The sequence below is a fragment of the Chromatiales bacterium genome, from assembly GCA_020445605.1.
Lineage (GTDB): Bacteria > Pseudomonadota > Gammaproteobacteria > JAGRGH01 > JAGRGH01 > JAGRGH01.
In genome coordinates this window covers 78,239-98,979 of sequence record JAGRGH010000063.1, presented here as the reverse complement: position 1 = coordinate 98,979, position 20,741 = coordinate 78,239, and the positions used below count along the sequence as shown (strand labels likewise).

Annotated in this window: 20 protein-coding genes; 17 read left to right on the top strand and 3 right to left on the bottom strand. The window is 65.2% G+C overall.

Annotated features, from left to right (window positions below; translation table 11 throughout):
• Window positions 1-36: 36 nt before the first annotated feature.
• From KDG50_15850 to ccmI, 12 genes are all read left to right on the top strand, one after another.
• Complete coding sequence (locus KDG50_15850; GenBank protein ID MCB1866891.1) at window positions 37-822, top strand: Crp/Fnr family transcriptional regulator; 786 nt, start codon at window positions 37-39, stop codon at window positions 820-822.
• Between the two features lie 149 nt (window positions 823-971).
• A complete protein-coding gene (locus tag KDG50_15845) occupies window positions 972-1,265 on the top strand; it encodes a cytochrome C (protein MCB1866890.1) in 294 nt (97 codons plus the stop codon).
• A 20-nt stretch (window positions 1,266-1,285) separates the two neighbouring features.
• A complete protein-coding gene (locus KDG50_15840) occupies window positions 1,286-2,539 on the top strand; it encodes an FAD-dependent oxidoreductase (GenBank protein MCB1866889.1) in 1,254 nt (417 codons plus the stop codon).
• A gap of 118 nt (window positions 2,540-2,657) precedes the next feature.
• The gene (gene ccmA, locus KDG50_15835) at window positions 2,658-3,296 is read left to right on the top strand and encodes a cytochrome c biogenesis heme-transporting ATPase CcmA (protein ID MCB1866888.1); all 639 of its coding nucleotides are present in this window, start codon (window positions 2,658-2,660) and stop codon (window positions 3,294-3,296) included.
• Window positions 3,293-3,970, top strand: a complete 678-nt coding sequence (ccmB, locus tag KDG50_15830) for a heme exporter protein CcmB (GenBank protein ID MCB1866887.1) — start codon at window positions 3,293-3,295, stop codon at window positions 3,968-3,970. Before ccmA ends, ccmB begins: the two co-directional genes overlap by 4 nt.
• Window positions 3,971-4,708 carry a heme ABC transporter permease gene (locus KDG50_15825; GenBank protein MCB1866886.1) on the top strand — a complete coding sequence of 246 codons (738 nt, stop codon included), beginning with the start codon at window positions 3,971-3,973 and terminating at the stop codon, window positions 4,706-4,708.
• A gap of 2 nt (window positions 4,709-4,710) precedes the next feature.
• Window positions 4,711-4,875 carry a heme exporter protein CcmD gene (ccmD, locus tag KDG50_15820; GenBank protein ID MCB1866885.1) on the top strand — a complete coding sequence of 55 codons (165 nt, stop codon included), beginning with the start codon at window positions 4,711-4,713 and terminating at the stop codon, window positions 4,873-4,875.
• Complete coding sequence (ccmE, locus tag KDG50_15815) at window positions 4,872-5,339, top strand: cytochrome c maturation protein CcmE (protein MCB1866884.1); 468 nt, start codon at window positions 4,872-4,874, stop codon at window positions 5,337-5,339. Before ccmD ends, ccmE begins: the two co-directional genes overlap by 4 nt.
• Complete coding sequence (locus KDG50_15810) at window positions 5,336-7,315, top strand: heme lyase CcmF/NrfE family subunit (protein ID MCB1866883.1); 1,980 nt, start codon at window positions 5,336-5,338, stop codon at window positions 7,313-7,315. The genes ccmE and KDG50_15810 overlap by 4 nt, the downstream gene beginning before the upstream one ends.
• Window positions 7,312-7,842 carry a DsbE family thiol:disulfide interchange protein gene (locus KDG50_15805; GenBank protein MCB1866882.1) on the top strand — a complete coding sequence of 177 codons (531 nt, stop codon included), beginning with the start codon at window positions 7,312-7,314 and terminating at the stop codon, window positions 7,840-7,842. Before KDG50_15810 ends, KDG50_15805 begins: the two co-directional genes overlap by 4 nt.
• A 17-nt stretch (window positions 7,843-7,859) precedes the next feature.
• Window positions 7,860-8,321: a cytochrome c-type biogenesis protein CcmH gene (locus KDG50_15800; protein MCB1866881.1), complete on the top strand. Its 462-nt coding sequence runs from the start codon at window positions 7,860-7,862 to the stop codon at window positions 8,319-8,321.
• A 4-nt stretch (window positions 8,322-8,325) separates the two neighbouring features.
• A complete protein-coding gene (ccmI, locus tag KDG50_15795) occupies window positions 8,326-9,582 on the top strand; it encodes a c-type cytochrome biogenesis protein CcmI (protein MCB1866880.1) in 1,257 nt (418 codons plus the stop codon).
• On the opposite strand, the gene KDG50_15790 is transcribed toward ccmI, so the two are convergent.
• The 3 genes from KDG50_15790 to KDG50_15780 form a co-directional block, all read right to left on the bottom strand.
• Entirely contained in the window at window positions 9,560-11,731 is a 2,172-nt protein-coding gene (locus KDG50_15790; protein ID MCB1866879.1) for a YgiQ family radical SAM protein, read from the bottom strand. The two genes, ccmI and KDG50_15790, sit on opposite strands and share 23 nt — an antisense overlap.
• A 308-nt stretch (window positions 11,732-12,039) precedes the next feature.
• Window positions 12,040-12,261, bottom strand: a complete 222-nt coding sequence (locus tag KDG50_15785) for a hypothetical protein (protein MCB1866878.1) — start codon at window positions 12,259-12,261, stop codon at window positions 12,040-12,042.
• A 209-nt stretch (window positions 12,262-12,470) separates the two neighbouring features.
• On the bottom strand, window positions 12,471-13,364 hold the full coding sequence (locus KDG50_15780) for a LysR family transcriptional regulator (GenBank protein MCB1866877.1): 894 nt from the start codon (window positions 13,362-13,364) through the stop codon (window positions 12,471-12,473).
• Between the two features lie 102 nt (window positions 13,365-13,466).
• Here KDG50_15780 and leuC point away from each other — a divergent pair, with 102 nt between their 5' ends.
• The 5 genes from leuC (at window position 13,467) to KDG50_15755 (ending at window position 20,739) form a co-directional block, all read left to right on the top strand.
• Window positions 13,467-14,885, top strand: coding sequence for a 3-isopropylmalate dehydratase large subunit (gene leuC / locus KDG50_15775; protein MCB1866876.1), 1,419 nt, complete (start codon window positions 13,467-13,469; stop codon window positions 14,883-14,885).
• Between the two features lie 16 nt (window positions 14,886-14,901).
• On the top strand, window positions 14,902-15,552 hold the full coding sequence (gene leuD / locus KDG50_15770; GenBank protein MCB1866875.1) for a 3-isopropylmalate dehydratase small subunit: 651 nt from the start codon (window positions 14,902-14,904) through the stop codon (window positions 15,550-15,552).
• Window positions 15,553-15,568: 16 nt separating this feature from the next.
• Window positions 15,569-16,651 (top strand): 3-isopropylmalate dehydrogenase, encoded by a 1,083-nt coding sequence (gene leuB / locus KDG50_15765; GenBank protein ID MCB1866874.1) that lies wholly within the window; start codon window positions 15,569-15,571, stop codon window positions 16,649-16,651.
• Between the two features lie 31 nt (window positions 16,652-16,682).
• On the top strand, window positions 16,683-17,708 hold the full coding sequence (locus KDG50_15760) for an aspartate-semialdehyde dehydrogenase (protein MCB1866873.1): 1,026 nt from the start codon (window positions 16,683-16,685) through the stop codon (window positions 17,706-17,708).
• A gap of 109 nt (window positions 17,709-17,817) precedes the next feature.
• The gene (locus tag KDG50_15755; GenBank protein MCB1866872.1) at window positions 17,818-20,739 is read left to right on the top strand and encodes a hypothetical protein; all 2,922 of its coding nucleotides are present in this window, start codon (window positions 17,818-17,820) and stop codon (window positions 20,737-20,739) included.
• Window positions 20,740-20,741: the final 2 nt, after the last annotated feature.

Here is a 20,741-nt window from a genome sequence, read left to right as displayed (position 1 = left end):
GCTCAGGCCCACCTCTGGACGATTGGGTGTAAAAGAATGAAAGCGTCGACGAAGGCGCCATCCGGACGCAAACGCGAAAATCCGACGGCCTGTACCGGCTGCCCGGTGCGGGCGCTGGCGCTGTTTCAGGGCGTGGCCGAGCGTGACCTCGACTGGACCAGCCGCTATCGCGAGGGCCAATACCAGATCGCGGCGCGCGAGACGCTGTTCGAAGAGGGCGGTCGCGGTCCGTTGGCCTTCACGTTGTTCTCGGGCTGGGTGATGCTGTCGGTTTCGCTGGCAAGCGGCAAGCGACAGATCCTGCGCTTCGTGCTGCCCGGCGACTTTCTCGGCTTCCAAGCCGACATGAGCGGCCCGCACATCGCCACGGCCACCGCGCTGACCGATGTGACGGTCTGCGCGTTTCAGCGTGATCGCCTCGCCAGTCTGCTGCGCGAACGCGTCGACCTGGCCAGCCGGATGGCGACGCTGAGCGCCCGCGACCAGTTTCTGTGTCATCAGCACCTGATCGGGACCGGCCAGAAAAGTGCCCGCGAGCGAATCGCGTTTCTGATGCTGGAGCTGTTCCACCGTGTGCGCATCGTGCACGATTTGGTGCCGATGGGCGTGAAATCCGACTCGATCGCGCTGCCGCTGTCGCAGGAGCAGATTGCCGACGCCGTCGGGCTCACGACCGTGCACGTCAACCGCACCCTGCGCGAGATGCGCGAGAGTGGGCTGATGGAGATTCGCGACCACTGGCTGATCATTCACGACCACGACGGGCTCGCGGCGGTCGCGCATTTCGACCCGGCCGTTTTGAGGATGCCTGCAATGTTGTGACCCGGGCGGCCGGCAAACTCGGCGTTCCAGATCGAAACATGCCACACGATGTTGCAGTTGCGGTTTGAAATGTTGCGCACGGCATGGTAGTAAGGACGCCCGGTTTGCTATGAAACCGTAAACACTGCACCTTCTGGAGGAGCAAGCGAATGAAAAGAACGATTATGGTTGCGGCGGCAATGGCCCTGCTGTCCGCGTCCTCGGCCTCGATGGCGGGCCCGTCCGGGCGCACCCTGGCGGTCACCTGTTGGGGTTGCCATGGACCGAATGGCCAGAGCTCGGGCGCTGCGCCTTCGCTCAAGGGCCTGCCGGCTGCGGTGGTGTCTGGCGCGATGAACGATTTCAAGTCGGGCAAGCGTCCCGCGACGATCATGGATCGCATCGCGAAGGGCTATTCCGACGCGGACATCGCCGCGATGTCCGACTACATTTCCAAGCTCTGACGCCGGCCGGAGGAATCATCATGGCAAAGTTCTCACGTCGTAATTTCCTCAAGGTCAGCGGCGCCGCGGGTGCGGCATCGGGCCTTGCATTGGCCGGCTGCCAGGTGGGTGGCGGCTCGAGTGGTCCCAAGAAGGTCGTCGTCATCGGCGGCGGCTTCGGCGGTGCCACGGCTGCGCGTTATCTGAAGCATTTCGATCCGTCGATCGACGTCACGCTGGTCGAGGTCAACACGACCTACGCGACCTGCCCGGGCTCCAACTGGGTGCTCGGCGGCCTGCGCAAGATGTCGGACATCACCATGACCTACGACGGCCTGAAGGCCGCCGGCGTCAAGGTCGTGCACGACTGGGTCACCGGTGTCAGCACCGGCTCGCGCAAGGTCTCGCTGAAAGGCGGCGGTTCGCTGCCGTATGACCGTCTGATCGTCTCGCCGGGTGTCGACTTCGACCCGATGGAAGGCTATGACGAAAACCACAACCCGCATGCCTGGAAGGCCGGTCCGCAGACCGACGCGCTGCGCAAGCAGCTAGAGGCCATGCCCGATGGCGGCACGTTCGTGATCGTCCCGCCGCCGAACCCGTTCCGCTGTCCGCCGGGGCCGGCCGAGCGCATCAGCATGGTCGCGCACTATTTCAAGCAGCATAAGCCGAAGTCGAAGATCATCGCGGTCGACGTCAAGCCGAAGTTCTCGAAGCAAGGCCTGTTCGTGGAAGGCTGGAAGGCCAACTACGACGGCATGATCAACTACATGCACCAGCAGACGATCGAAGGAATCGACTTCAAGAACCGCGTCGTCAAGACCGAGTTCGACGACATCAAGGCCGACGTCCTGAACTACATCCCGCCGCAGAAGGCCGGCTGGATCGCGAAGGAAGCGGGCTTGGTCGACGACAAGGGCTGGTGCCCGGTCGATCACAAGACCTGGGAGTCGACCCAGCAGGCGAACGTGCACGTCATCGGTGACGCCGCGCATCAGTCTCCGCTGCCGAAGTCCGGCTATGCCGCGAACTCCGAGGCGAAGGTCTGCGCCGCGGCGGTGGCCGATCTGCTGAACGGTCGCGAGCCCGGCGACCCGAGCTGGGTCAACACCTGCTACAGCCTCGTGGCCCCGACCTATGGCATTTCAGTTGCCGCGGTTTACAACCTCGAAGGCGGCAAGGTGGCCTCTGTCAAGGGTGCTGGCGGACTGTCCGGAAAGGACACCAGCCGGCAGCTCGAGGCCGTGTATGCGGAAAGCTGGTGGTCGAACATCACTAAAGAGATCTGGGGCTAATCCAAGGCAGCCCGGCGCCGTCTAGACCAAGATCAAGGCGGCACACTCCAGCCCTCAGGCTATAATCCCGCGCGCCGCGCCCGGCGCGCGGGATTTTTTTTGCCCGAAACCCATCGCAATGACCTCCAGCGCAGCCCCGTCACTGACCGCATCCGGCCTCGGCTGCACCCGCGATGATCGCGTGCTGTTTGACGCGCTCGATCTCGGTGTGCGGCCCGGCGAGGTGTTGCAGGTGGAGGGCCGCAACGGCGCGGGCAAGACGACTCTGCTGCGCATCCTGACCGGCGCGCGCCGGCCGGATGCGGGCGAAGTCCACTGGTGTGGCCGGGGGATCGAGACACTCGACGAGCCGTTCGCGCGCAATCTGGCCTATGTAGGCCATCTCGCCGGGGTCAAGCGCGAACTCACGCCCGAGGAGAACCTCGGGTTTGCGCTCATGCTGCACGGCACGCAGGCCGCGATGTCGGTGCGCGAGGCGTTGCGCGAGGTCGAGCTCAACGGCTTCGAGGACGTGCCGACGGCGTTCCTGTCGGCCGGTCAGACGCGGCGTGTGGCGCTTGCGCGTCTGCTGGTCTGCCCGGCGCCGCTGTGGGTGCTCGATGAGCCGTTCACGGCGCTGGACCGTCATGGCATGGAACTGTTCGAAGGCATGTTGGATCAGCATCTCGAAAACGGTGGGCTGGCGGTGCTCAGCACGCACCGGCCGGTGCGGCTGGATCCCGGCCGGGTCGTCACGCTGGACCTGTCGGCCGCATGAGCGGGGCGATCGGCGCGGGGCTGGCGGTCATCCGCCGCGATTTGATGCTCGCGCTGCGCGTGCGTCGTGAGATCGCCAATCCGCTGCTGTTCTTTGTGATCGTGCTGACGCTGTTTCCGCTCGGCGTCGGGCCGGATTCGAAACTGCTGGCGGCACTGGCGCCGGGACTGGTCTGGGTCACGGCGCTGCTGGCGACGCTGCTGTCACTGGACGCGATGTTTCGCGCGGATTTCGACGACGGCGCGCTGGACCTGATGCTCATGAGCCCGCACCCGTTGCCGGTGCTGGTGCTGGCCAAGGCGCTGTCGCACTGGCTGATCGCCGGTGCGCCGATGATCGTGCTCGCGCCGCTGTTCGCGGTATTGCTCGGCTTGCCCGGCGAGGCGATCGGCGCGCTGGTGCTCTCGCTCGCGCTGGGTACGCCCGTGCTGAGCCTGATCGGTGGCATCGGCGCGGCGCTGACGGTTGCGTTGCGTCGCGGCGGGGTGATCCTGTCGCTGCTCGTGCTGCCGCTGTACGTGCCGGTACTGATCTTCGGCGCGGGGGTGGTCGCTGCGGCCGCCGGGGGCTTCGCATATGATGCGTCGTTGTGGTTTTTGGGTGGCTTGCTGATTCTGGCGCTGACGCTGGCGCCGTTCGGCATTGCCGCCGCTCTTCGGATTAGCGTGAACTGAATGGCCGGTGGATTCTTTCATCAAATGGCGTCGCCGCGGTATTTCTATCGCATCGCGGGGCGTTTCATTCCGTGGCTGGGGGCGATTGCGGGCATCCTGATCGTGTTCGGGCTGTGGCAGGGGCTGGTCGTCGCCCCGGCCGATTACGAACAGGGTCAGGGCTACCGCATCATCTTCGTGCATGTGCCGGCGGCGTGGATGTCGCTGTTCATCTACACGACCATGGCGGTGGTCGGCGCGATCGGTCTGATCTGGCGCATCAAGCTTGCACACGTGGTCATGATGGCGAGTGCGCCGATCGGCGCCTCGTTCACGTTTCTCGCGCTGGTGACCGGCTCGCTCTGGGGCAAGCCGATGTGGGGCACCTACTGGGTCTGGGACGCGCGGCTGACCTCGGAGCTGATCCTGCTGTTCCTGTATCTGGGCGTGATCGGCATCTACAGTTCGATCGAGGACAAGCGGTCCGCCGCGAAGGCCGCCGCGCTGCTCGCGATCGTCGGCATCATCAACATTCCGATCATTCACTACTCGGTCGAATGGTGGAACACCCTGCACCAGGGGCCGACCGTGACGAAATTCGACAAGCCGTCGATTCACATCTCCATGCTGATCCCCCTGCTGTCGATGGCGATCGGCTGCACCTTCTACTACGGTGCGACCATGCTCATGCGCGCCCGCGTGCTGGTGCTCGATCAGGAGCGAAACAGCGCCTGGGTTCAGGAACTGGCGGCATCATGAGCTTGTCCGAATGGTTTTCGATGGGCGGGTACGCCGTCTACGTGTGGCCGTCCATCGGTCTCACCGTGGCCGTACTGATCTGGAACTGGATCGCGCCGATGCGAGCGCGTCGCCAGTTGCTCGCTGAACTTGCGCGGCGTCAGCGTCGCGCCGAGAGACGTCAATGACACCGAAACAGAAACGCCGATTTATGGCGGTTGGCCTGATCCTGCTCGGGGTCGCTGCCGCGGGGGCGCTGATCCTGACGGCATTTCAGGACAACCTGATGCTGTTCCACTCGCCGAGCGAGATCGCCGACGGCAAGGCGCCGACGACGCGCAAATTCCGCGTCGGTGGACTGGTCGTGCCCGGGTCGGTCGAACGCGCGCCGCAGTCGCTGCGCGTGCGTTTTCAGATCACCGACAACGCGCGCAGCGTGCCGGTCGAATACGAGGGCCTGCTGCCGGACCTGTTCCGCGAGGGGCAGGGCATCGTCGCGGACGGCCGTCTGGATGGCGGCGGCGTGTTCGTCGCCGACGAAGTGCTCGCCAAGCATGACGAGAACTACATGCCGCCCGAGGTGGCCGATGCGCTCAAGGCCGCCGGCAGCGATCCGCGCCTGCAGGGCCTGAAACAGACGACCGTGCAATGACGCCGGAGATCGGACATTTTGCGCTGATCCTGGCGCTGGTCATCGCGATCGTCCAGGCCGTGGTGCCGATGGCCGGCTCGTTGCTGGGACGCACCGCGTGGATGTCGCTGGCGCGGCCGCTCGCGTTTGGCCAGTTCGCGTTCATGGTCATTTCCTTCGGGACGCTGGTCGATGCCTTCCTGCGCAACGACTTCACCGTCGCCTACGTCGCGCACAACGGCAACACCGAACTGCCGACGCTCTACAAGATCTCCGCGGTCTGGGGGGCGCACGAGGGCTCGCTATTGCTGTGGGGCCTGATTCTGGCCGGCTGGGGCTTCGCGGTTGCGGTGTTCAGCCGGCAGCTACCGCTGACGCTGATCGCACGCGTGCTGTCGGTCATGGGGTTCATCGCGATCGGCTTCCTGCTGTTCATGCTGCTGACCTCGAACCCGTTCGACCGGCTGTTGCCGATGCCGCAGGAGGGCCGCGACCTGAACCCGCTGTTGCAGGATTTCGGGCTCGCGATTCATCCGCCCATGCTGTACATGGGCTACGTCGGATTTTCGGTGGCATTCGCCTTCGCGATCGCCGCGCTGATCGGTGGCCGACTCGATGCGACCTGGGCGCGCTGGTCGCGCCCGTGGACGACCATCGCCTGGGCGTTTCTGGGCACCGGCATCGCGCTTGGTTCGTGGTGGGCCTACTACGAACTCGGCTGGGGTGGCTGGTGGTTCTGGGATCCGGTCGAAAACGCTTCGTTCATGCCATGGATCGTCGGCACCGCATTGTTGCATTCGCTGGCCGTCACTGAAAAGCGCGGTGCGTTCAAGCGCTGGACGGTGTTGCTGGCGATCTCCGCGTTTTCCCTGAGTCTGCTCGGGACCTTCCTGGTGCGCTCCGGCGTGCTGACCTCGGTGCATGCATTCGCATCCGATCCCGAGCGCGGCGTGTTCATTCTGGGTTTTCTCGGCGTCGTGATCGGCGGGTCGCTGACCCTGTACGCGTGGCGGGCGCCCGGCATCAGCGTGGGTGGTGCCTTCAGTGCGTTCTCGCGCGAAACGCTGCTGCTGGCAAACAACGTGGTGCTGGCCGTGGCCGCCGTGACGGTGCTGTTGGGCACGCTGTTTCCGCTGATCGCCGACGCCTTCAACCTCGGCAAGGTCTCGGTCGGGTTTCCGTACTTCAATGCGACCTTCGTGCCGTTGATGGTGCCGCTGTTCGTGCTGATGGGCATCGGGCCGCTGGTCGGGTGGCGCGGCGGTGATGTAGGCGAGTTCGCCAGACGCGCTCGGGTTGCGTTCGCGGCGGCGGTGATCGCCGGTGTCGTGCTTTCCACGCCGCTGATCGGCGCGGGTTCACTCGCGGTCGGGCTCGCCGGTGCGCTGGCGGTGTGGATCGTGGCGACCAGCGCGAATGTGCTTTGGGCGCGCGTGCGACTGCGCTCCGGCATCATCGCCGGGCTGCGTGCTCAGTCGCCGAGCTTCTACGGCATGCTGCTGGCGCACATCGGTGTTGCGTTCACCATCGTTGGTGTCGCGGTGGTGAGCCAGTACGGGGTTGAACGTGACGTCAGCGTGCAGCCCGGCGACACGACCGAGGTGGCCGGCTATCGCTTTGTCTTTGATTCGGTCGCCGACGTCGAGGGGCCGAACTACACCGCACAGCGCGGGCATGTGCGGGTGCTCGATGGCAAGGGCAGGCAAGTTGCCGTGCTGGATCCGGAAAAGCGCGTCTATCGTGTGCAGACCCGACCCATGACCGAGGCCGGCATCGATGCCGGCTTCACGCGCGATCTGTACGTATCGCTCGGCGAACCGCTCGGTGGCGGGGCGTGGAGTCTGCGCGTGTACTACAAGCCGTTCGTGCGCTGGATCTGGCTCGGTGCGCTGCTGATGGCCGCCGGCGGACTGCTTGCGGTCAGTGATCGGCGTTATCGTCTGGTGCGCCGCGCGCGTGCGGGCGCTGCGGATGGTGCGGTGGCAACGCGCGCATGAAGCTGCGGTTTCTCTGGCCGCTGTTGATCTTCGCGGCGCTTGCGGGTCTGTTGTATGCGGGTCTGCACATCGATCCCCGGCATGTTCCCTCGCCACTGATCGGTAAACCGGTTCCCGAGTTCGATCTGCCGTCCCTCAATGATGCGTCCAGGCGTGTCACGAGCGCCGATCTGCGCAAGGAGATCACGCTCGTCAACATCTGGGCGAGCTGGTGCAGTCAGTGCCGCGTCGAGCACGACATGCTGCTGGCGCTGGCGCGCAACGGCGTGCCGATCATCGGCCTGAACTGGAAGGATGAACATGCGGATGCCACGCGCTGGATTCGCAGCCTCGGCGACCCGTACCGGATGACGGCGTTCGATGCCGATGGTCGCGTCGGGATCGACTGGGGTGTCTATGGCGCCCCTGAAACCTTTGTCGTGGATGCCAATGGCATGATTCGCTACAAGCACATCGGCGCGCTGACGCCGGAGGTCTGGCGTGACACGCTCGAACCGCTGATCGCGAAGATCAGGGCCGGCGCATGAAGCGTGCCATTGCGTGGATGGGTCTTGCCCTTTGGACGCTGCTTTCCTCGACGGGTCTGCACGCAACGGAGCTCCGTGATTTTGGCTCGAAGGCTGACGAGGAACGTTACAAGGACCTGATCGCCGAGCTGCGCTGCATGGTCTGTCAGAACCAGTCGCTCGCGGATTCCGATGCGCCGCTCGCCAAGGATCTGCGCGATGAGGTCTACGAGATGTTCAGCGCCGGGCAGAGCAATGTCGAGATCACGGATTTTCTGGTCGCGCGGTATGGTGACTTTGTGTTGTATCGGCCGCCGGTGAAAAGCGAGACCATCGTGCTTTGGGCCGGGCCGTTCGTGCTGTTGCTGGTGGTCGTGATCGGCGTCGCGATCTATCTGCGCCGTCGTACACCGGTGACCAACATCGCTGCGCTTTCCGATGACGAGCGTGAGCGCCTGAATCGCGCGCTGAACGATACCGACCGCGAAGACCGGAATTGAATTGATGTTCTGGACAGTTGTTGCCGCGATGCTCGCGCTCGCGCTTGCGCTCGTAATGTTCCCCCTGCTGCGTCACCAGATCAGTGCGCCGGAACGTGCGCGTGCCCTGAATCTGCGTGTCTACAAGGCGCGGCTCGCGGAACTCGAGGCCGAGCGCGACAATGGCGTGATCGCACCCGACCAGTTCGAGGCCACGCGCGCCGATGTGCAGCGCGAACTGCTCGGTGACGTAGACCCGGATGCGAAACCCTCACCGGTTGCGGCGGCGGGTCGTCCCGCCTGGGGCATGGCGATCGTGCTGGTCGTGGCGATCCCGGTTGCGGCGATACTGTTTTATGGCCTGCTCGGCGCGCAGTCGCTGGTTCCGCAGTTCGAGGTCGCGATTGCGCAGCGCGGAACCGCGGTTGCCGGTGGGGGTGATGCCGCGCCGCAGATGTCCGTCGAGGAGATGGTCGAACGGCTCGAGCAGAAACTTCAGGCCAATCCGGACAATCCCGAAGGCTGGCTGATGCTCGGGCGCAGCTACACCGTCATGGGGCGCATCGAGGAAGCCGTGCCGGCCTACGAGCGTGCGCTCGAGCTCTACGAGCACCCGCCCGCGTCGGTTTACCTCGGATTGGCGCAGGCGCTCGCGACGGTCAATGAGCGGAATTTCACCGGGCGTCCGGCGGCCTTGCTGGATGCCGCCTTGGCCGCTGAACCCGACAACCCGGTGGCGGCCTGGTTGCGCGGATTCGCGCACTATCAGGCCGACGAAAACAACGCGGCGATTGCCGTCTGGCGCGATCTGCTTGCGCGGCTCGATCCGGACGGTGAAGACGCGACCCGCGTTCGCGAGTCCATCCAGATGGCCGGTGGCACGGTGGAGGGGGCGCCCGAGCTCGCCGCTGCGCCCGAGGTCGTGGCCGACGCCGGCGCGCGTAGCGTACAGGTCGACGTCACGCTTGCCGACGAGCTGCGCAGCCAGCTCAAGGGCGATGAAACGGTATTCATTTTTGCGCGCGCCGCGAGTGGTCCACCGATGCCGCTCGCGGTTGCACGAATCCCCGTGAGCACCCTGCCGACACAGGTGCAGCTCGACGATTCCATGGCGATGATGCCGCAGCTCAGGATTTCGGCGTTCGACCAGATCCGGGTGCAGGCGCGGGTGTCACGCTCCGGTCAGCCGACGGCATCGAGCGGTGACTTCGAAAGCGAGTCAAAAACGCTCGGCTCGGACGAGAATCAGGCCGCGCTCCTTATCGCGCGGGTCGTGCCTTAGGCCGACGCTTGCGCGGCCCGCGTGCGGCGGGTTGTGTATGGCGGGACGGATTCCTTGCTCGCTTGCCCGGGGCTGGTTGATTTCTGTGCCCACGTCCGGCGCTGCCCGGGCGCTCTGCCGGAACGAGCTGGTTCTCGCCATCGCCGATCAGTTCCTCGCGATGCATGTCCTTCAGCGCTGCGCGCAGCAGCGGCCAGTTCTTCTCGTCGTGATAGCGCAGGAACGCCTTGTGCAGCCGACGCTGTTCGGGGCTGCGCGGCACGAACATTTTGTCGGTCTTGTAGCCGACCTTGTGTAGCGGATCGCGGCCCGAGTGATACATCGCCGTGGCCATGGCCATCGGTGACGGATAGAAGGTCTGTACCTGGTCCGGGCGGAAGCGCTGCCGCTTCAGCCACAGCGCGAGGTTCAGCATGTCCTCGTCGGTCGAACCCGGATGCGCGGCGATGAAATATGGAATCAGGTACTGTTCCTTGCCGGCCTCTTTCGAGTAACGATCGAACATCGCCTTGAACTCCTCGTAGCTGTCCATGCCCGGTTTCATCATCTTCGACAGTGTGCCTTCCTCGCTGTGTTCCGGGGCGATCTTCAGATAACCGCCGACGTGGTGCGTGACGAGTTCGCGTACATACTCGGGGTCCCTCACGGCAAGGTCGTAGCGCAGACCCGAGGCGACCGCGACACGCTTGACACCGGGCACCTGTCGCGCCTTGCGGTAAAGCTCGGTGGTCGGTGAGTGGTCGGTATCGAGGTTCTTGCAGATGGTCGGATACACACAGGACAGACGTCGGCAGTTCGACTGGATTTCGTCGCTCTTGCAGCGAAGCTGGTACATGTTGGCCGTCGGGCCGCCGAGGTCCGAAATCGTTCCGGTAAACCCCGGCACCTTGTCGCGAATCGCTTCGATCTCGCGCAGGATGGATTCATGTGAGCGACTCTGGATGACGCGGCCCTCGTGTTCGGTGATCGAACAGAACGTACAGCCACCAAAGCAGCCGCGCATGATGTTCACGGAGAAACGGATCATCTCGTAGGCGGGAATGCGCCGTTTCCCATAGGACGGGTGCGGCACTCGCGCATAGGGCAGGTCGAACACGCCGTCCATCTCGTCGGTTTCCAGCGGGATTGGTGGCGGGTTGATCCAGATCTCCCGCGTACCGTGGCGCTGCACCAGCGGCCGTGCGTTGTGCGGATTGGCTTCGACATGCAGCACACGCGATGCGTGAGCATAGAGCGTCGCGTCGTTGCGTACCTTTTCGAACGACGGCAGGCGTATGCAGGTGGTGCGCGGGTCGAGCGACTCGCTGCGATGCAGCGGCAAGGGGACGACGCGGACGGTGGTGCTTTCGGATGCGGCACCGTCGCTCTTCGTGCAACCCGCTTTCGCTGCCTCGTATTGGTAAGGGCTCGGGATCGCGTCGATGGTTCCCGGCCAGTCGACGCGGGAACTGTCGAGTTCGGTCCAGCCGGCCGCCACGGATTCGAGCACGACCGCGGTGCCGCGGATGTCGTGCATGTCGCGAATGCGTTCGCCGCGTGCGGCACGTGCCGCGAGTTCGGCGATGGCGCGTTCCGCGTTGCCGTACAGCAGGATGTCCGCGCCCGAATCGATCAGGACCGAACGGCGCACCTCGTCGTCCCAGTAGTCGTACTGCGCGATGCGGCGCAGACTGGCTTCGATGCCGCCGATGACGATCGGGACGTCGTGGAACGCCTCGCGGCAGCGCTGGCTGTAGACAATGACCGAGCGGTCCGGGCGACTGCCGCCGATTCCGTCCGGCGTATACGCATCGTCGTTGCGCAGTTTTCGGTCCGCCGTATAGCGGTTGATCATCGAATCCATGTTTCCGGCAGTCACGCCGAAGAACAGATTCGGCGGGCCGAGTGCGGCGAATGCCCTTGTGTCGCGCCAGTCCGGCTGCGCGATGATTCCGACGCGAAACCCCAGTGCTTCCAGAAACCGGCCGATCACGGCCATGCCAAAACTGGGATGGTCGATATAGGCATCGCCCGTCACCAGGATGATGTCGCAGCTGTCCCAACCGAGCGGCTGCATCTCGGCGCGCGACATCGGCAGAAACGGTGCCGTGCCAAAGCACTCCGCCCAGTAGCGCGGGTGCGAGAAGAGATTGGTCGCGGTCTGTTGCATGGTTTTGGGGTTTAAAGGGATGCGCGAACGGGTTGACGGCGCGCGCAGCCGATGCACGCTCGTCACAGGGCAAGTGGCGCCTTCAGGCGGGCGTAATTATACGGCCGGCCCGCGCGGGTCGGCCCGGGTGCGATGCGACGGGTTGCCAGGCTGTTGAAATTCTCATTTCAACAGCCTGATCACGCGAGACAGGGACGTCTCGCCCGAAAATCGAACATGCAAGTGTTGGATTTTCGGAGGCAACCGAAAACCACGCTTTTCGGTTGCGACGTTGAAAAGGCCATGGATGGGCCTTTTTCAACATCCTGTTAAAGCCCCAGCAGTTCGGCGTGCAGGCCGTGGGCGCGCACTTCGCCGAGCACGTCGGCGGTGCGCAGTCGTGCGTGGTCGAAATCCACGATCATCAGATGCTGGGCTCGGTCGCTGACGCAGGCGCTGATGATTCCGTCGCGTTGCGATACATCCCGCTGCAGGCGGTCGAGTTCGGCCGCGGGCAGGGTTTCGTCGATATGTACGAGTACGTTGGCCATGGGATTCCTCCGGCCGGCGGCGCCGGCAGCGTGTCGCGGGAGGGTGATACTCGAGACAGGAGCCCCCGGGGCACGTGCGGCGTCGCGGCCTGACCGGTCATGGACGTCGGGGACAGCTCCGCGCGGGCGCGGCCCCCGTCCGGCCCGCCGGGCCAAGCTGCGGCTGGCCCGTCAAGCCTTCTCTGGTTATAGACCAGCGGGCGGGGTTTTCAATGCCCTTCGGCGTTCGGCGCCAGAGCGGCGCCTGCGGACGACCGGCAGGCCGAGATCAATGCGCGCGCGGCGGGCGATTCCTCGCGTCGGCGGTGGCGCACGATCCCGAGCTGGCGGGTCATGCGCAGCTGTGGAACGTCGATTTCGGTCACGCTCGGCCCAACCAGACTGCGTGGCAGCACGCTCCAGCCGAAGCCGACCGAGACCAGCATGCGGATCGTCTCCAGGTGGTCGGTCTCCAGCCGCACACGCGGGCTGAGCCCGGCCGCCGTGCAGGCGCGGTCGATCAGGGTGCGGGTCGTCGTGCCGCGGGCAGGCAGGATCGCGGGCAGGGTCGTCAGTGCGTCGAGCGGCCGAACCGCGCCGAGCCGCGACGGCGTCGCGACTGGCACCAGCGGATCCTCCCAGATCGGCGTTAGCGCCAGCAGCGGGTCCTCGCGCAGCGGCAGCGTCACGATCGCGAGTTCGAGCCGTGACTGCCCGACGGCGGCCCACGCAGCTTCCGAAGCCAGAAAGCTGAGATCGAGCTCCACGCGCGGATAGCGGCCGATGAATGTTCGCAGCACCGGCGGCAGGCGGTGCAGGCCGATGTGATGGGAGGTCGCGACGCTGAGACGTCCGGCGACCTCGACGGAACTCGCGGCAACGGCAGCCCGCGCACGCGCGATGCCGTCCAGCACCCCGTGTGCGTGGGGCATCAGGTTGATCCCGGCGGCCGTCAGTTTCGCGCCGCGTCCGACCCGGTCGAACAGGCGCTCACCGAGCTCGGATTCCAGGGTGGCGATCCGCTTGCTGACCGCGGGTTGGGTCAGGTGCAGGGCCTCGGCGGCCAGTGAAAACGAGCCGTGTTCGGCGACGGCGAGATAGGCGCGCAGGCTGGCGGGGTCCATGGAGGAATTATATGCATCAGGAATTCGAAAAATAATAAATATGAATTGTAGTTATTCATTGGCTACGCCATAGTGGGTGCCACAATTGCCGGCCCGGAGCCCCTGATGTCGCGTACGCTCTACGACAAACTTTTCGACGAGCACGTCGTCCGCCGCGAGCCGGACGGCACGGCGCTGCTGTACATCGACCGCCATCTGGTGCATGAAGTCACCTCGCCGCAGGCCTTTGAAGGCATGCGCATGGCCGGGCGCGACCTGTGGCGTCGCGGGGCCAACCTCGCGGTGCCCGATCACAACGTGCCGACGGTCAACCGCGCCGGCGGGATCAGCGATGCGCTGTCACGCATCCAGGTCGAGACGCTGGACAGCAATTGCCGCGCCTTCGGCATCACGGAGTTCGGCATCGACGATCCGCGTCAGGGCATCGTCCATGTCATCGGGCCGGAGCAGGGCGCGACCCTGCCGGGCATGACCATCGTTTGCGGCGACTCCCATACCTCGACGCACGGCGCGTTCGGGGCGCTGGCCTTCGGCATCGGTACCTCCGAGGTCGAACATGTGCTCGCGACGCAATGTCTGGTGCACAAGCGCGCGAAAAACATGCGCATTCGCGTAGAGGGAACGCTCGGGTTCGGGGTCACGGCCAAGGACATCATCCTTGCAATCATCGGCGAGATCGGCACCGCGGGTGCGACCGGCTATGTCGTCGAGTATGCCGGCTCGGCGATCCGCGGGCTTTCGATGGAAGGGCGCATGACCGTCTGCAACATGTCCATCGAGGCCGGCGCGCGCGCTGGCATGGTCGCCGTGGACGAGACAACGATCGACTACCTGCGCGGGCGTCCCTACGCGCCGGTCGGCGAGCAGTTCGAGCGGGCCGCCGAATACTGGCGCGGTTTGGTCAGCGATCCGGATGCAAAATTCGATCGAGAGGTGGTGCTGGATGCGGCAGAGATCGCGCCACAGGTCAGCTGGGGCACGTCACCGGAAATGGTCGTTCCCGTGACCGACACCGTGCCCGATCCGGGCGCGCAGTCCGACGCGGTCCGTCGCGACGGCATCGCGCGCGCGCTCGACTACATGGGGCTCGCCGCCGGCACGCCGATTTCCGCGATTCGCCCGGACAAGGTGTTCATCGGCTCGTGCACGAACGCGCGTATCGAGGATCTGCGTGCGGCGGCCGGCGTGGTGCGCGGTCGCAAGGTCGCCGATTCCATCCGGCTGGCGATGGTCGTGCCGGGATCCGGGCTGGTCAAACGTCAGGCCGAAGAGGAAGGCCTGGACCGGATCTTCATCGAGGCCGGTTTCGAATGGCGCGAACCGGGCTGCTCGATGTGTCTGGCCATGAATGCGGACCGTCTCGAACCCGGTGAGCGCAGTGCCTCGACCTCGAACCGCAATTTCGAGGGTCGCCAGGGGCAGGGCGGGCGTACCCATCTGGTCAGCCCCGCGATGGCCGCGGCTGCGGCGATCACGGGTCACTTCGTCGATGTGCGTGAATTCGCGCCGGCCGCGGACTGAACCGAGGATCACGATCATGCAGGCTTTCACCACCTTTGAAGGACTCGTCGCGCCGCTCGACCGTTCCAACGTCGATACCGATGCGATCATCCCGAAGCAGTTTCTGAAGTCGATCCGCCGCAGCGGATTCGGTCCGTACCTGTTCGACGACTGGCGCTACAAGACACCGGGCGAGTACGGCATGCCGGCCAGTGCGCGCGAGGAAATCCCGGACTTCGTGCTGAACCAGCCCCGGTACCGGCAGGCCAGCATACTGCTGGCGCGCGAGAACTTCGGTTGCGGATCGTCCCGCGAGCATGCGGTATGGGCGCTGACCGATTTCGGTTTTCGCGTCGTCATCGCGCCGAGCTTCGCCGACATCTTCTACAACAACTGCTTCAAGAACGGGCTGCTGCCGATTGTGCTGGATGGGCAGGAGGTCGATGGACTGTTTGATGCAACCGAGCGACAGGACGGCTATCGCCTGTCGGTCGACCTGCCCGCGCAGCGGGTCGTCACGCCGGATGGTCATTCGTTTGCGTTCGACATCGATGCGTTCCGCAAGGAACGCATGCTCGAAGGGCTGGACGACATCGGCCTGACGCTTCGGCATGCCGACGAGATCCGTGACTACGAGTCGCGACGTCGGGAAAGCCGTCCATGGTTGTTCGAATCTTCGAAAGTGTGAACGGGGTATTTGTCTGATGAGTCATCTGATCGCGATACTGGCGGGCGACGGGATCGGTCCCGAAATCATGGTGCAGGCCCGTGCTGTCCTCGAATGGCTGAACGCCAACGCCGGGCTTGATGTTGAACTGCGCGAGGCGGCGGTCGGCGGTGCGGCGATCGACGCCACAGGCGGGCCGCTGCCCGAATCCACGCTGGCGCTCGCGCGCGAGGCCGATGCAGTACTGCTCGGCGCTGTGGGCGGACCGAAGTGGGAATCGCTGGAGATCGCGCGGCGGCCGGAGAAGGGACTGCTTGGGCTGCGCGCGGAACTCGGCCTGTTTGCGAACCTGCGCCCGGCGATCGTGTATCCGCAGCTTGCCGACGCGTCGCCATTACGCGAGGAGATCGTCGCCGGCCTGGACATCCTCATCGTGCGCGAACTGACCGGCGGCATCTACTTCGGTCAGCCGCGCGGCATTCGGACCCGTGCCGACGGTGCGCGCGAGGGTTTCAACACGCTGGTGTACTCGGAACCCGAGATTGAACGCATCGCGCATGTCGCGTTCCGGGCCGCGCAGGTGCGCGGCCGTCGCCTGTGTTCGGTCGACAAGGCCAACGTGCTGGAGGCGACGGAATTCTGGCGGGAGGTCGTCACGCGCGTCGGGCGGGAGTATCCGGACGTCAAACTCAGCCACATGTATGTGGACAATGCAGCGATGCAACTGGTGCGTGCACCAAAACAGTTCGACGTGATGGTCACGACGAACATGTTCGGTGACATCCTGTCGGACGAGGCATCCATGCTGACCGGGTCGATCGGCATGCTGCCCTCGGCGTCGCTGGATGCGAACAACAAGGGCATGTATGAGCCGATCCACGGATCGGCGCCGGATATCGCCGGACAGGATCGCGCCAACCCGCTTGCCACGGTCCTTTCCGTGGCGATGCTGCTGCGTTACAGTCTGGCGCGCGCGGACTTGGCGGAGCAGATCGAGCGCGCCGTGGCTGCCGTGCTCGATCGTGGTCTGCGCACCGCGGACATCGCCGGCTCCGGCCACGAAGTGGTTGGCACCCGCGCCATGGGCGAAGCGGTCGTCGCGGCGTTGGCCGCGGGCTGATCGGGCATAGTGATATCTTTCTGACGAGACTTTGATGAGCAAGACATACGATGTCGCCGTGGTCGGCGCGACGGGCGCCGTTGGCGAGGCCATGCTTTCCATCCTGGCCGAGCGGAAGTTTCCGGTCGGGAAGGTTTATGCGCTCGCTTCGAGCCGCTCGGCCGGCAACCGCGTGCCGTTCGGCGACGGCTATCTGAAGGTCGAGGACCTCTCGACGTTCGATTTTTCCAAAACGCCCATTGGTCTTTTTTCCGCCGGAGCCAGCGTTTCGGCCGAATATGCACCGAAGGCGGCCGCCGCCGGCTGCGTCGTGATCGACAATACCTCGCAGTTTCGCTACGACGACGACATTCCGTTGGTCGTGCCCGAGGTCAACCCGGAGAAGATCGCCGATTACCGCAACCGCGGCATCATCGCGAATCCGAACTGTTCGACGATCCAGATGCTGGTGGCGCTTAAACCCATCTACGATGCGGCCGGCATCGAGCGCATCAACGTCGCGACCTACCAGGCGGTCTCCGGCACCGGCAAGGAGGCGATCGAGGAGCTGGCGAGCCAGACGGCGAATCTGCTGAACGCCAAACCGGCGCGCGCCGAGGTCTATCCGAAGCAGATCGCGTTCAACGTGTTGCCGCATATCGATGTCTTCCTCGACAACGGCTACACCAAGGAAGAGATGAAGATGGTCTGGGAGACGCGCAAGATCATGGGCGACGAACGCATCCAGGTGAATCCGACGACCGTCCGCGTGCCGGTGTTCTATGGCCACTCCGAGGCTGTACACATCGAAACCCGGGACAAGATCAGCGCGGAGGCCGTGCGCGAGCTGCTGAAAAAGGCCCCAGGCGTGGAGGTGCTCGACGAGCGCGCCCCGGGCGGCTATCCGACGCCGGTCACCGAATCGGCCGGGCGGGATGCCGTTTTCGTCGGCCGGATTCGCGAGGACATTTCGCATCCGCGCGGGATCGACCTGTGGGTGGTCGCCGACAATGTTCGCAAGGGCGCGGCCCTGAACAGTGTCCAGATCGCGGAAGTGTTGGTAAAAGACTTTTTATAAGCTATAGTTACGCGAAAATTATAAAGCGTATTCTACAGTCGGCCGGCGCGCGCACGCGGCTCGACCGGGCGGGAGGGCGCACAACGACGCCTCGAGAGGAGAATTGCTCGTGCGTAAAACAGTTGCGGTAATTGCCGGGGTCCTGAGTCTGTCCCCCGTGGCGCTGTTCGCGCTGGGGCTTGGGGACGTACACACCAATTCCGCGCTCAACCAGCCGCTCGACGCCGAGATCGACCTCGTGTCGGTCGAACCGGTCGACTTCCAGAACCTGCGCGTGAACTTGGCCTCCGACGAGGCCTTCGAGCGTGCCGGCGTGCCGCGCGCGTTCCTGCTCACCAGCCTGCGCTTCGAGCCGGCCCAGCGCGCGGATGGCACTTACTACATCCATGTCACGACCCGGGAGCCGGTTCGCGAGCCGGTCGTGGATTTCATCCTCGAGGCGGACTGGCTCAAGGGCCGCCTGCTGCGCGAATACGCGGTTTTCCTGGATCCGCCGACCGTCGTCGCACGCGCCCAGACCCCGATCGTAACGCCGCCGAAGGCCGAGCCGGTGCCCGCCCGGCCGACCGCTGGCGCGACCGCCGCCGCGCCGTCTGCGAGCGTCCCCGCGCCAGCCGCGTCGTCCAGCCCGGACGGTGCCGCGATGGGCGTCGATGCCTACGGACCGACCAAACGCAATGACACGCTGTGGGTCATTGCCGAGCAGATGCGTCGATCTGATTACAGTCACGCGCAGACGATGATGGCCATCGTGCGCGCGAACCCCGGGGCGTTCATTGGCGGCAACGCGAATCTTCTGAAGACCGGCCGGATTCTGAACGCGCCGACGGAGTCGGACTACGTTGAACCCGGTGCTGCCCAGCGCGAGTTTGCCCGCCAGGTCGCCGAATGGCGGTCGACGCGTGAAGTGGCTGCGGTCGACAGCGTGCCCGGTGCACCGGTGGTGCCCGAGGCAGGCGCCAAGGAAATGCCGTCCACGGTGGTCACGGCACCAGAGTCGACTGCGCCCTCGCTCAAGCTCGCCAGCGCCAAACCCGGCGCGGCCGAGCCGGGCCCCGCCGCACAAGACAATGCCGCTGAAGGTCTGCAAGAGGAACTCAGTCAGGTCCGTGAGAAGCTGGTCCTGGCCGAGGAACGCAATGCCTCCGCGGCGCAGGAGAACGCCGAACTTGGTTCGCGTGTCTCGGACTTGGAGGAGCGCATCGATGCGATGACGCGCCTGTTGACCTTCAAGGAAGAGCAGCTCGCGCTCTTGCAGCAGCGACTTGCGCAAGCGCAGGACGCCGAGGCCGCGGCCCGCGAGGCCGCAGCCGCTGCCGCGGCAAAGATCGATTCCGCCGGCATGGTCGATACCACGGTGGCGGACGACGCGCAGCCCGCAATGCCGGAGATGGCGCTCGCCGAGCCTGCGGCGATCCCCGAGGCGCCGACCGGGCCGGCCAGCGAGACCGTCGCCCCGGTCGAGCCGGTCATGCCCGAACCCGTCGCCGAGAGCCCGTCTGCGGAACCGGTCGTTGCTCCGCCGGTCGTCGAGCCGCCGGCCCCGACCAAGATCGTCGAGGCGCCGCCGCCCGAGATCGTTTCGGTGAAGAAGCCGGCTGAACCCAAGCTTGGGTTCATGGACCGGGCCATGGCCAACCCGCTGGTGGTCGGCCTGGTTGGTGCGTTCATTCTGATTCTGGTGGCACTGCTGTACGTCGCCTGGCGCCGTCGCCAGATGGGTCGCAGCGACTTTGCCGTCGCACCGGCCGCCGCTGCGGCCGCTGCCGGCGCCGCCGGTCGTGCCCCGGACCTCGGGCCGGCGTCCGCGCCAAGCGAGGACACCTCTTTCCTGAGCGATTTCTCGCCAAGCGATATCGACGCGATCCAGGACGACACCGGCGAGGTCGATCCGCTCGCCGAGGCCGACGTCTATCTGGCCTACGGGCGCTACCAGCAGGCGGAAGAGCTGGTGAGCGAGGCCATCGAGGCCCACCCCCAGCGCACCGACCTCAAACTCAAACTGCTCGAGATTCACTTCGCGACCAAAGACCACGGTGCGTTTGATGCCCTCGCCGAGGAACTCAAGGGCAAGGGGCTGGACCGCGACACCAGCGTCTGGAACAAGGTGCTCGCCTGGGGCTATGAGCTCAATCCGAAGAACGCGATGTATGCCGCGGCCGCAGGTGGCGCGGCGGCGTTCGGGGCATCGGCCGTGGCCGACGATGTGGACGGCGCGTCCGGTTTCGGCGAGGCCGGCGATGATGATCTCGACGCGTTCGATTCCGCGCCGGTCTCCAACTATCGGCGCGAGCCCGATATCGACAGTCTGACCTCGGATTCCGATCTGCTGTCCGAGGAGTCCAGCAGTCATTTGCCGGACGAACTCGAGGGACTGTCGGAGCTTGATCTCAATGCCGAGTCCGAACTGGACCTCGACATGGATCTTTCCTCGGCGGCGTTCTCGGGCCGATCGGACGCGTCGACGTTCGATTCGGAGATCAGCGATGTCGAGGACCGTCCGAGCACGTCACGCCCGGGTTCGAGCAGCGTGTTCGATGACCTGAATCTGGACCTCGACGACGACACCGGTACCGAAGGGCCGGGTTCGCGCGGAAGTGACGAGTTCGACTCGTTGATGGCCGAACTCGACGATATCGACGATTCCGAAATTTCCCCGGAGATGGACTCCGCAGACCGGGAGGACGACGACATGCTTGCAGAACAGCTACCCGACCTCGATCTGGACCTTGACGAGCTCGGCGAAGTCGAGCCGGCATCCGGGCTCAGACACGATTCCGCACCGGGATCCAAGTTCACGGATGACGAGATGCCGTCGTCGGCGCTCGGATTCGATATGGGATCGGGCATGACCGGCCACGGCGACGACGCCGTACCAGACGACGACGAGGTTTCCACCAAGCTCGATCTTGCGCGTGCCTACATGGAGATGGGTGACGCCGAGGGTGCGAAGAGCATTCTGCTGGAGGTTGTGGACGAGGGCTCCGGCCGCCAGCGTGACGAGGCGCAGGGGCTGCTCGACCAGCTGTGACG

Coding starts and splice junctions, on each gene's coding strand:
- KDG50_15850 (MCB1866891.1), top strand. CDS start 37: ATGAAAGCGTCGACGAAGGCGCCATCCGGACGCAAACGCGAAAATCCG.
- KDG50_15845 (MCB1866890.1), top strand. CDS start 972: ATGAAAAGAACGATTATGGTTGCGGCGGCAATGGCCCTGCTGTCCGCG.
- KDG50_15840 (MCB1866889.1), top strand. CDS start 1,286: ATGGCAAAGTTCTCACGTCGTAATTTCCTCAAGGTCAGCGGCGCCGCG.
- ccmA (MCB1866888.1), top strand. CDS start 2,658: ATGACCTCCAGCGCAGCCCCGTCACTGACCGCATCCGGCCTCGGCTGC.
- ccmB (MCB1866887.1), top strand. CDS start 3,293: ATGAGCGGGGCGATCGGCGCGGGGCTGGCGGTCATCCGCCGCGATTTG.
- KDG50_15825 (MCB1866886.1), top strand. CDS start 3,971: ATGGCCGGTGGATTCTTTCATCAAATGGCGTCGCCGCGGTATTTCTAT.
- ccmE (MCB1866884.1), top strand. CDS start 4,872: ATGACACCGAAACAGAAACGCCGATTTATGGCGGTTGGCCTGATCCTG.
- KDG50_15810 (MCB1866883.1), top strand. CDS start 5,336: ATGACGCCGGAGATCGGACATTTTGCGCTGATCCTGGCGCTGGTCATC.
- KDG50_15805 (MCB1866882.1), top strand. CDS start 7,312: ATGAAGCTGCGGTTTCTCTGGCCGCTGTTGATCTTCGCGGCGCTTGCG.
- KDG50_15800 (MCB1866881.1), top strand. CDS start 7,860: ATGGGTCTTGCCCTTTGGACGCTGCTTTCCTCGACGGGTCTGCACGCA.
- ccmI (MCB1866880.1), top strand. CDS start 8,326: ATGTTCTGGACAGTTGTTGCCGCGATGCTCGCGCTCGCGCTTGCGCTC.
- KDG50_15790 (MCB1866879.1), bottom strand. CDS start 11,731: ATGCAACAGACCGCGACCAATCTCTTCTCGCACCCGCGCTACTGGGCG.
- KDG50_15785 (MCB1866878.1), bottom strand. CDS start 12,261: ATGGCCAACGTACTCGTACATATCGACGAAACCCTGCCCGCGGCCGAA.
- KDG50_15780 (MCB1866877.1), bottom strand. CDS start 13,364: ATGGACCCCGCCAGCCTGCGCGCCTATCTCGCCGTCGCCGAACACGGC.
- leuD (MCB1866875.1), top strand. CDS start 14,902: ATGCAGGCTTTCACCACCTTTGAAGGACTCGTCGCGCCGCTCGACCGT.
- leuB (MCB1866874.1), top strand. CDS start 15,569: ATGAGTCATCTGATCGCGATACTGGCGGGCGACGGGATCGGTCCCGAA.